General features: G+C 70.8%; 8 protein-coding genes. 5 read left to right on the forward strand and 3 right to left on the reverse strand.

The genetic code is table 11. From position 1 onward, the window contains the following. Positions 1-14 precede the first annotated feature (14 nt). On the reverse strand, positions 15-1,289 hold the full coding sequence (locus tag ACFVSU_RS13230) for a GNAT family N-acetyltransferase (RefSeq protein ID WP_387143400.1): 1,275 nt from the start codon (positions 1,287-1,289) through the stop codon (positions 15-17). Next, positions 1,289-1,645 carry a VOC family protein gene (locus ACFVSU_RS13235; protein ID WP_387143403.1) on the reverse strand — a complete coding sequence of 119 codons (357 nt, stop codon included), beginning with the start codon at positions 1,643-1,645 and terminating at the stop codon, positions 1,289-1,291. Before ACFVSU_RS13235 ends, ACFVSU_RS13230 begins: the two co-directional genes overlap by 1 nt. A 221-nt stretch (positions 1,646-1,866) precedes the next feature. Here ACFVSU_RS13235 and ACFVSU_RS13240 point away from each other — a divergent pair, with 221 nt between their 5' ends. After that, entirely contained in the window at positions 1,867-3,972 is a 2,106-nt protein-coding gene (locus ACFVSU_RS13240; protein ID WP_387143406.1) for an acyl-CoA dehydrogenase, read from the forward strand. A gap of 120 nt (positions 3,973-4,092) precedes the next feature. On the opposite strand, the gene ACFVSU_RS13245 is transcribed toward ACFVSU_RS13240, so the two are convergent. Beyond that, a complete protein-coding gene (locus ACFVSU_RS13245) occupies positions 4,093-4,500 on the reverse strand; it encodes a glucose-6-phosphate dehydrogenase (protein ID WP_387143409.1) in 408 nt (135 codons plus the stop codon). Between the two features lie 155 nt (positions 4,501-4,655). On the opposite strand from ACFVSU_RS13245, the gene ACFVSU_RS13250 reads away from it, so the two are divergent. From ACFVSU_RS13250 to ACFVSU_RS13265, 4 genes are all read left to right on the forward strand, one after another. Continuing rightward, the gene (locus ACFVSU_RS13250; RefSeq protein ID WP_387143412.1) at positions 4,656-5,231 is read left to right on the forward strand and encodes a DNA-3-methyladenine glycosylase I; all 576 of its coding nucleotides are present in this window, start codon (positions 4,656-4,658) and stop codon (positions 5,229-5,231) included. Positions 5,232-5,270: 39 nt separating this feature from the next. Next, entirely contained in the window at positions 5,271-5,876 is a 606-nt protein-coding gene (locus tag ACFVSU_RS13255; RefSeq protein ID WP_387143414.1) for a TetR/AcrR family transcriptional regulator, read from the forward strand. A gap of 10 nt (positions 5,877-5,886) precedes the next feature. Next, positions 5,887-8,130 carry an LLM class flavin-dependent oxidoreductase gene (locus ACFVSU_RS13260; protein WP_387143417.1) on the forward strand — a complete coding sequence of 748 codons (2,244 nt, stop codon included), beginning with the start codon at positions 5,887-5,889 and terminating at the stop codon, positions 8,128-8,130. A gap of 166 nt (positions 8,131-8,296) precedes the next feature. After that, complete coding sequence (locus ACFVSU_RS13265; protein ID WP_387143420.1) at positions 8,297-10,663, forward strand: ATP-binding cassette domain-containing protein; 2,367 nt, start codon at positions 8,297-8,299, stop codon at positions 10,661-10,663. Positions 10,664-10,896 lie beyond the last annotated feature (233 nt).

Consider the following 10,896-nt stretch of genomic DNA (forward strand, 5'->3'; position numbering starts at 1 on the left):
GGCCACCCCGGCGGTCAGAGCGGCGGGAAGGTGCGCACCCGCTCGACGCGGAGCGTGTGGGGGAGCGCCACGAGGTCGCGGCTGCGGTCGGCGCGCGGCAGCTCGTAGAGGTCGAGCATGAGCTGCACGGGGTAGTCGATCCTCTGGTGCACGGTCTTCACCCAGCGGTGGTCGATGAAGAACCGCACCGCGTCGGGCGTCCACTCGACGGCGTAGTCATGCATCACGGTGAGATCACCCGCGACTCGGACCTTCTCGAAGTCGTCGCGCAGGCGCGGGTCGTGCTGGCGCTTGACCCCGACGCCGACCCAGCCGCCTTCGTCGTCGAGCTCGCTTCCGAAGATCTCGGCGATGCAGATCTCGCCGGAGTCCTCGGGGCGGTCCTCGAACCCGATCGGCCAGAACGCCACCATCGCGTCCGGGTGGCGCACCGCGGCCATGCGGACTTCGATCACGCCGAACCGCGGGAGGTGGAGCCGGCGCTCCGGCTGCTCCTCGCGCACGACCAGGCCTTCGCGGAAGCGGTGCTGCCCGATCGCCCCGCCCCGCGCGCCCGCGAACTGGCCCGTCTGCACGTGCGAGACGCGGTTGTCACCGTCGAACTCCGGCGACCACGGCGCGGTGTCGGCGTCGATGAAGAGCTCGAGCGCGTCGGGCGCGATGGAGTAGCGGGCGGTGGTGCGCTCGCGCGACGACCAGTGCGGCAGATAGTGCGGCCACCACACCTTCTCGTCGAGCACGCCCTCGCCGAACCGCTCCTCGAGGTCGGGCTCGCGGCCGTCGAGGTCGAGTGGCGACATGTCGAGCACCCACACGTTGAACGAGAGCTCACGGCCGTGCCACGGCTCCGTCCTCGACCCGCGGTGCTCGAACCCCGCGGCGCGGCACAGTGCGTTCGACGCGGGATTGTCGACGCCGGGGTAGGCGACCAGGAGGCTGCGATCGTGCCGATCCGCGACCTCGCGCACGACCAGCCCGAGCGCCGCGTGCGCGAGGCCCCGCCCCTGCCACTCGGAGAAGACGTTCCAGCCCGCCTCCCACGCCGGCTCGCCGTCGTGGTCGACCTGCCAGTACCCGATGCCGCCGACCGGCGTGCCATCGAGCTCGATGCGGTACATGGCGGCTTCGCCCGTGCGCATCAGGTTCATGTAGCGCTCCTGGCGCTCGACCAGCTGCTCGGGCGTCTCCGGCCCGCCCAGATGCGCCATCATCTCCGGCGTGTTGGCGCGCTCGAGCAGCGGCAGATCGCCCGCCGCCCACGGGGCGAGGGTCACGACTGCATCGGTCATCAGCGATCGGTGACGAGGATGGTGTTCCCGTCGGGGTCTGTCGCGGTGAAGAAGAGGCAGCGGTCGGGGTCGCCGAGCTCGTCGCTCGGGTGCGCCCCGAGTCGCGCGAGACGCTCGTGGATGGAGGCGAAATCGTCGACGCGGAAGTTGCACGTCGCCCACGGCAGGCCGGGTTCGACATGGATGCCGCTCTTCGGGCCCATCAGGGTCACCTGTCCGTGCGAGCCCGCGAGCACGCTCGAGGCGTCGGTCTCTTCGACGACGCCGAGGCCGAACGCATCCGCGTACCAGTGCGCGCTCGCTCGCGGATCGTGCACGGGGATGAACGCGGGCGTGATCGCCGTCGGCGGGCTCATGACCCGAGCCTAGGCCTCGCCGCGGACGTTCGCGCGGTCCTGCCCGAACACCCCCGGCACGGCGCCCGGAGGCGACCTCGCTGTGTGTCTCGCACAACGCATCGGTCACCCGTGTCGCGCCGACCTTGTGGACATCCACCAGAGGCTTTGAGGGGACGTTGTCGGAGTCCTACGGTCGAAGGGAACTCGACCCTTCCCCGTCGCACCGAGAGGTGATGCACATGGCTGACGCCGCCGTCCGCACCAAGAAGCCCGCCGTCCACAAGAACACGCCCGCCGGCGGAGCGCCGACCGCTCCGCACACCGCGGCCGAGGCATCCGATCCCCGCATCGACATCGCCGCGGTCACCGATCTGCTCCTCGGGACGTGGGGCGAGACCCGCCGCGAGGCCCGCGAGATGATCAAGGACCCCGCGTTCTGGCGCATCGAGGGGCAGTCGATGCCCGAGCACCGTGAGCGCGTGCTGACGCAGCTGCACCTGCTCGTCGAGCACGGCGGCTCGCGCCGCGCGATGCCGGAGAAGTTCGGCGGGCTCAACGACAACGGGGCGAACCTCGCCGGCTTCCAGGAGCTCGTGCTCGCCGACCCCAGCCTGCAGATCAAGTCCGGTGTGCAGTGGGGCCTGTTCGGCTCGGCCGTCTTCCAGCTCGGCACCGAGAAGCACCACGACAAGTGGATGCCGGGCATCACCGACCTCTCGATCCCGGGTGCGTTCGCGATGACAGAGACCGGGCACGGCTCGGATGTCGCGTCCATCGGCACGACCGCGACCTACGACCCCGAGACCGAGGAGTTCGTGATCCACACGCCGTTCCGCGGCGCGTACAAGGACTACCTCGGCAACGCGGCGCTGCACGGCAAGGCCGCGACCGTGTTCGCACAGCTCATCACGGGCGGCGTCAACTACGGCGTGCACTGCTTCTTCGTGCCGATCCGCGACGACGAGGGCGCGATGCTCCCGGGCATCATCAGCGAGGACGACGGCGTCAAGGGCGGCCTCAACGGCATCGACAACGGCCGCCTCGCGTTCGACCAGGTGCGGGTGCCCCGCTTCAACCTGCTCGACCGCTACGGCCAGGTCGCCGCCGACGGCTCGTACACCTCCGACATCCCGACGCCCGGCCGCCGCTTCTTCACGATGCTCGGCGCGCTCGTGCAGGGCCGCGTGTCGCTCGACGGCGCCGCGACCACCGGCACCGCGCTCGCGCTCCACATCGCGCTCACGTACGCGAACCAGCGCCGCCAGTTCGACTCGGGTGCGGGCACTGAAGAGGTGGTGCTGCTCGACTACGGCAAGCACCAGCGGCGCCTGCTGCCGCTCCTCGCGCAGAACTACGCGCAGTTCTTCAGCCACGACGAGCTCCTCAAGAAGTTCGACGCCGTCTTCTCGGGCCGCACCGACACCCCCGAGGAGCGCGAAGACCTGGAGACCCTCGCCGCCGCGCTCAAGCCGCTGTCGACGTGGAACGCCCTGTCGACGATCCAGGAGGCCCGCGAGGCCTGCGGCGGCTCCGGCTTCCTCGCCGAGAACCGCATGGTCGGCCTTCACCAGGACCTCGACGTCTACGTCACCTTCGAGGGCGACAACAACGTCCTGCTCCAGCTGGTCGGCAAGCGACTCCTGTCGGACTACGCCAAGCAGTTCAAGGGGGCGGATGCTGCGAAGCTGGCCCGCTTCGCCGTCGGCCAGACCGCGGGCAAGGTGTTCCACGGGGCGGGTCTGCGCCAGCTCGGGCAGACGGTGACCGACTTCGGCTCGACCGCGCGCTCCATCGAGCTGGGCCTGCGCACCGACCAGCAGCACGAGCTGCTCGCCGGCCGGGTGCAGCAGATGGTGGCGGATGTCGCGGCCGCCCTGCGTCCGGCGTCGAAGCTGTCGCCGGCCGAGGCCGCCGCGCTGTTCAACAGCCACCAGGCGGAGCTCATCGAAGCCGCCCGCGCACACGGCGAGCTTCTGCAGTGGGAGGCCTTCACCGACGGTGTGAACCGTGTCTCGGACGAGGGCACCAAGCAGGTGCTGACGTGGCTGCGCGACCTGTTCGGGCTGCACCTCATCGAGAAGCACCTCGCCTGGTACATCATCAACGGCCGGCTCTCGACCCAGCGCGCGGCATCCGTCTCCCGCTACATCGATCGGCTCGCGGCGCGGCTGCGTCCGCACGCGCAGGATCTCGTCGACGCCTACGGCTTCGCGCCCGAGCACGTGCGCGCACCCATCGCGTCGGGTGCGGAGCGCAAGCGCCAGGACGAGGCGCGCGAGTACTACCGCGCCCTCGCCGCGTCGGGCGAGGCGCCGGTGTCGGAGAAGTCGCTCAAGAAGAAGTGACGGCGCGGCTCACCGTGCGCGCCGGCGTCCTCAACTGAGGAGCGGAGCCGAGATGCGGGCCGATCTTCACCGACGGCTCCGCATCTCGGCAACGATCCTCAATTGAGGATCGGGATCGGGTCAGGAAGCGGACCAGCCGCAGTTGCCGCACTCGCCGGTCGCGGAGACCTCGATGAAGCAGTTCGGGCACATCGCGCGCACGCGCTCGGGGACGACCGGCTTGCTCACTCGGCGCTCGGCGGCGGCGCGAGGGGACGACGACTTCGCGCGTGCCGCCGGCGCGGCTGCCGCCGGCTGCGGGACGATCGCCGCGGCGGGCACGTGGTACGCGCAGTAGAAGCGGACGTAGCCGTCGTGGTTCTTGGGGTGGCGGTGCTTGTACGCCCACAGCTCGGTGCGCGGCAGCAGCTCCGACTCCGGGCCGCACGAGAAGCAGCGCGTCGGCTCGCCCGGGACCACGTCTGCGAGGAGTACGGGGTTCTCGAAGGGGACCGAGTCCCGCCAATCCGCCGACGCGACGATCTTCATGGTCCTGCCTCCCAGCTGCGCGGACCCGAACAGCCCGACATTCCAAGGTAAGCGACGGAAGCGGCATCCGGGAATCGAGCGGGTGTCGGGCGGCTGAACGCGAGCCCCGGCGGGCTCGGGACACCGACGTCGGCGGGGGAGCCTAGGCTGGCGCGGTGAGCACCGACGTCCGCCTCGGCGCCGACGGCCGCGCGCGCTGCGCGTGGGTCGGCGACGACTCCGAGTACGCCCGCTACCACGACGAGGAGTGGGGGGTGCCGCTGCACGGCGACCGCGCCCTCTTCGAGAAGATGAGCCTCGAGGGGTTCCAGGCGGGGTTGTCGTGGATCACGATCCTCCGCAAGCGACCGCGGTTCCGCGAAGTGTTCGCGGGGTTCGACCCCGAGACGGTGGCGGCGTTCGGCGAGGACGACATCGCGCGATTGATGACGGATGCCGGGATCATCCGCAATCGCGCGAAGATCGAGGCCACGATCTCCAACGCGCGGCTGGTGCTCGACCTCGAGCCCGGTGAGCTCGACGCGTTCATGTGGTCCTTCGCGCCGGCGGCCCATCGGCGCCCGGCGACGTTCGCCGAGGTGCCCGCGATCACCGCCGAGGCCGAGGCGATGAGCAAGGCGCTGCGCAAGCGCGGCTTCCGGTTCGTCGGGCCGACCACGATGTACGCGCTCATGCAGTCCGCCGGCATGGTGGACGACCACGTCGACGGGTGCTGGAGGGTGTCCCCGTAGAAACGGATAGTTCATCCGTTTCGGGTGTAGGCTGGCGGCATGACCCCCCGAGCCGACGCCGTACGCAGTCGCGCGCGCATCCTCGAGGTCGCCCGCGGACATGACGTGCGCGCGCTGCGCCTCAACGACGTCGCCCGCGACGCGGGCGTCGGGATCGGCACGGTCTATCGGCACTTCCCGACGGTGAAGGCGCTCGTCGAGGCGCTCAGCGTCGACACGCTGATGCGGCTCGGTGACGCCGCCGACCGCGCGGTCGGCGAACCCGACGCGCACGAGGCGTTCCGCCGCTTCCTCGACGATGCGCTGACGCTGCAGCTCGAGGACGGTGGGCTCGAGGCCGTGCTGACCGACATGGCGCGCACCGATCCGGGCCTGCACGACGAGTGCGCCGCCGCGCGCGGCAAGGTGTTCGCGGGCTACGACGCGGTCCTCTCGCGAGCGCAGCGCGACGGCGTCGTGCGCGGCGACGTCTCGCCCGCCCAGCTGCAGCGCCTCGTCTGCGGAGTCGAGCACGCGGTGCGGCTCGGCGCCCCCGCTGACCGCGACCTGCTGCTCGACATCCTCCTGTCGGGGCTGCGCCCTGACTGGGCCCCCGACTCACCGGCTCCGGCCGCCGCGCTCCGTCCCGCCGCGACCATCGGCTGAAAGGACCCCCATGGACTACGGACACGCGCTCGAGTTCGGCGCCTTCATCACCCCCTCCGCCGCGACCCCTGAGGCGCCGGTGCTGCTGTCGCAGGTGGCCGAGGCATCCGGTCTCGATCTCGTCACCTTCCAGGACCACCCGTACCAGCCGGCGTTCCTCGACACGTGGACGCTCATGTCGTTCGTCGCGGCACGCACCTCGTCCATCCGCGTCGCGCCCAACGTGCTGAACGTGCCGCTGCGCCCGCCCGCCGTCGTCGCGCGGGCCGCCGCGAGCATCGACCTGCTGTCGGGCGGTCGGTTCGACCTCGGCCTCGGCGCCGGCGGCTTCTGGGACGCGATCGAGGCGATGGGCGGCACGCGGCTCACGCCGGGCCAGGCGGTGACGGCGCTGGGGGAGGCGATCGACCTCATCCGCGAGCTGTGGCGCACCGACGAGCGCCGGGGCGTGTTCACCGACGGGAAGTTCCACGCCGTGCACGGCGCGAAGCGCGGGCCGCGGCCCGCGCACGACATCCCGATCCGCATCGGCGCGTACAAGCCGCGCATGCTCGCGCTCACCGGCCGCAAGGGCGACGGGTGGCTGCCGTCGCTCGGCTACCTGCAGCCGGGCGACCTCGCGAAGGGCAACACCGCGATCGACGAGGCCGCGGAGTCGGCCGGCCGCGACCCGCGCGAGATCCGGCGCCTGCTCAACATCGGGCAGCTCGCCGCCGATCCGCAGGAGTTCGCCGAGCGCCTGGCCCGCCTCGCTCTCGACGACGGCATCGGCACGTTCATCATCGCGGCCGACGACCCGAACCTGCTCCAGCGCTTCGGCGAGGACGTCGCCCCCGCCGTGCGCGAGCTCGTGGCCGCCGAGCGCGGCACCCGCGGGGTCGACGCCGCGCCGGTGCGGTCGGCCGCGGCCCTCGCCGCCCGCCGTGACGGCATCGCGTACGACGACGTGCCGGCCGGCCTCCGCGCGATCGAGCCCGGAGACTTCGACTACGGCGACGTGCGCGCCACCTACATGCGCGGCGGGCGTCCCGGCCTCGTGCTGCAGCCTTCGTCGTCCGAGCAGGTCGCCGAGGCGCTCGCGTTCGCACGCCGGCATCCCGAGCTCCCGCTCGCGGTGCGCAGCGGCGGCCACGGCATCAGCGGTCGCAGCACGAACGACGGCGGCATCGTGATCGACCTCCGGAGTCTCGACGAGATCGAGGTGCTCGACGCCGACCGCCGACTCGTGCGCATCGGGCCGGGCGCGCGATGGGCGCAGGTGGCTGCGGCGCTCGGCGAACACGGCTGGGCGCTGACGTCGGGCGACTACGGCGGCGTGGGGGTCGGCGGACTCGCGACGGCGGGCGGCATCGGCCTGCTCGCCCGTGAGCACGGCCTCACCATCGACCACTTGCGCGCCGCCGAGGTGGTGCTCGCCGACGGCTCGATCGTGCGGACGGATGCCTCCACCCGCCCCGACCTCTTCTGGGCGATCCGCGGCGCCGGCGCGAACGTCGGCATCGTCACCGCCTTCGAGTTCGAGGTCGACGAGGTCGGGCAGGTCGGCTACGCGCAGCTCGCGTTCCAGGTGGACGACGTCGCGGAGTTCCTCGAGGGCTACGGCCGCATCGTCGAGGAGTCGCCGCGCGACCTCACGCTGTTCCTCCTCACCGGCGGACCGCGGCCCGGCCAGCCGCAGGTCGTCCAGCTGTACGGCATCGTCGACTCCGACGACCCCGACACGATCATCGCCCGCCTGCAGCCCTTCGCCGAGCTCGCCCCGCTGGTGCAGCAGTCCGTGCAGCTCACGACATACCCGCAGATCATGGCGAACGCCGACCTCGGCCCGCAGCACGGCGCGGGCGAGCCGCACAGCCGCTCGGGTCTGATCGAGCACGTCACGCCCGCCATCGCTGCGGCGGTGGAACGGATGCTGCAGTCCGGCGCCGTGCCGTTCTTCCAGCTGCGCGCGGTCGGTGGGGCGGTGGCCGACGTGGCCGAGGACGCGACCGCGTACGCGCACCGCTCGGCGAACTTCTCGGTCGCCGCGCTCGGATCCCACCCCGACCGGCTCGACGCGCAGTGGCGCACGCTCGCCGACCACGTCGACGGCATGTACCTGAGCTTCGACTCGTCCGAGCGGCCGGAGCGGATCGCCGAGGCCTTCCCACCCGCGACGCTGGCGCGGCTGCGGCGCGTGAAGGCGACCTACGACCCGACGTGCGTCTTCCGCGACAACTTCGCGATCGAGCCCGCGGAGTTCGACGCCGCCTGAGCCGCAGCATCCATCCCCACGCTCACCATTTGGCGACTCGCCAGAGAGCGTGAGTGAGGACGGCATTCATGGCGACTCGCCGAAAGGTCGCGTGGGGCGCTGGCAACAGCGGATCGAGCAGGATTCAGGAAGCGCGGTGTCCGGGTTCCCGGGCATACTCGTCGGCATGGCATCCGAGTCCCACATCGCTGATTCGCACGAAGTCATCCGCGTCGTCGGCGCCCGCGAGAACAACCTCAAGGACGTGTCGGTCGACATCCCGAAGCGGCGGCTCACCGTCTTCACCGGGGTGAGCGGGTCGGGCAAGTCGTCGCTGGTGTTCGGCACGATCGCGAACGAGTCGCAGCGCCTCATCAACGAGACGTACCCCACGTTCGTGCAGCAGTTCATGGGGCAGCTGAGCCGCCCCGAGGTCGACGCGCTCGAGAACGTGAGCCCCGCGATCATCGTCGATCAGGAGCGCATGGGCTCGAACGCGCGGTCCACGGTGGGCACCGCGACCGACGCGCACGCGATGCTGCGGCTGCTGTTCAGCCGCATCGGCGTGCCCCACGTCGGCTCGCCGCAGGCGTTCTCGTTCAACATCCCGTCCGTGTCGGGCGCCGGCGCGGTGACGTTCGAGAAGGGCGGCAAGAAGGTCAAGGAACGCCGCTCGTTCGAGATCACCGGGGGTATGTGCCCGCGCTGCGAGGGCCTCGGCGAGGTGAGCGACGTCGACCTCGACGAGCTCTACGACAAGACCAGGTCGCTGCAGGACGGCGCCATCCAGGTCCCCGGCTACAACCCCGACGGCTGGATGGTGAAGGCGTTCACCGAGTCCGGCTTCGTCGACCCGGCCAAGCCCATCCAGGACTACACCGAGCAGGAGCGCGCCGACTTCCTCTACAAGGAGCCGACGAAGGTCAAGATCGCCGGCATCAACATGACCTACGAAGGTCTCGTCCCGAAGATCACGAAGTCGATGCTCCAGAAGGACCGCGAGGCCCTGCAGCCCCACATCCGCGCGTTCGTCGACCGCGCCGTGAAGTTCCTGCCCTGCCCCGACTGCGGCGGCACGCGCCTGAACGACGGTGCGCGGTCCTCGAAGATCAACGGGACGAGCATCGCGGATGCTGCGGCCATGCAGATCACGGACCTCGCGGTGTGGCTCGACACGGTGGACGACCCCTCCGTCGCGCCGCTCATGGGGGGCCTCCGCCAGACGATCGCGTCGTTCATCGACATCGGACTCGGCTACCTGTCGCTGGACCGCGCCTCGGGCACGCTCTCGGGCGGAGAGGCGCAGCGCACCAAGATGATCCGGCACCTGGGTTCGGCGCTCACCGACATCAGCTACGTCTTCGACGAGCCCACGGCGGGCCTGCACCCCCACGACATCCAGCGGATGAACCGGCTGCTGAAGCTGCTGCGCGACAAGGGCAACACCGTGCTCGTCGTCGAGCACAAGCCCGAGGTCATCGAGATCGCCGACCACATCGTCGATCTGGGCCCCGGCGCCGGCCGTGCGGGCGGCGAGGTGCAGTACGAGGGGGATGTCGAGGGTCTGCGCACGTCCGGCACGATCACCGGCCGTCACCTCGGGGACCGCGCGCGCCTCAAGGACTCGACGCGGGCCGCGAAGGGCGCGCTCGAGATCCGCGGAGCCACTCAGCACAACCTCAAGGAGGTCGACGTCGACGTGCCGCTCGGCATCCTCACCGTCGTGACCGGCGTCGCGGGTTCGGGGAAGTCGTCGCTCATCCACGGCAACGTGCCCGGCTTCGACGACGTCGTGGTCGTCGACCAGTCGCCCATCAAGGGCAACCGCCGCTCCAGCCCGGCGACGTACACCGGCATCCTCGACACGATCCGCTCCGCGTTCGCGAAGGCCAACGGCGTGAAGCCCGCCCTCTTCAGCGCCAACTCCGAGGGCGCGTGCCCCGCGTGCCGCGGCCTCGGCGTCATCATCACGAACCTCGGCTTCACGCAGACCGTCGAGACCCTGTGCGAGCTCTGCGAGGGCTCGGGCTTCAGCGACGAGGTGCTCGAGTACGCCCTCGACGGGAAGAACATCGCCGAGGTGCTCGCGATGTCGGCGGCCGAGGCATCCGTCTTCTTCACGAAGGGCCCCGCGCACACGACCCTGATGCGCATGATCGACGTCGGCCTCGGCTACATCACGCTCGGCCAGGCGCTCAACACCCTGTCGGGCGGCGAGCGGCAGCGCCTCAAGCTCGCGATCTCGATGGCGAAGAAGGGCGCGATCTACGTGCTCGACGAGCCCACCACGGGGCTGCATCTCGCCGATGTCGAGAACATGCTCGGGATGCTGGACCGCCTCGTCGAAGCCGGCAACAGCGTGATCGTGATCGAGCACCACCAGGCCGTGATGGCGCACGCCGACTGGATCATCGACATCGGTCCGGGGGCCGGCCATGACGGCGGCTCGATCGTGTTCGAAGGCACGCCCGCCGATCTCGTCGCGGGCGCGGAGACGCTGACGGCCCAGCACTTGCGGGAGTACGTCGGCGCGTCGACGGGCTCGGCGACCTGATCGGTTCCCGCGCCTGTCGAAGGATGGGTGATTGTCCCCATCGATCCCCTCTGATCAGGCGGAATACGATCTCCTGAGTTGACACTCCCGGTCTCGTCGCACGCCCTGCGCCGGGTTAGGCTGGAGTGTTCCCCCAGGTCTTCTGTGAGCTCGCGACGCCCCTCGCCGGGGTCCCACGCCACGACAAGACGCACGACACCCCGGAGGAGGCCGAGGTTCGATGAGGTCTTTCG

The organism is Microbacterium sp. NPDC058062 (assembly GCF_042885375.1).
In the GTDB taxonomy this organism is placed as follows: Bacteria; Actinomycetota; Actinomycetes; order Actinomycetales; family Microbacteriaceae; genus Microbacterium; species Microbacterium trichothecenolyticum_C.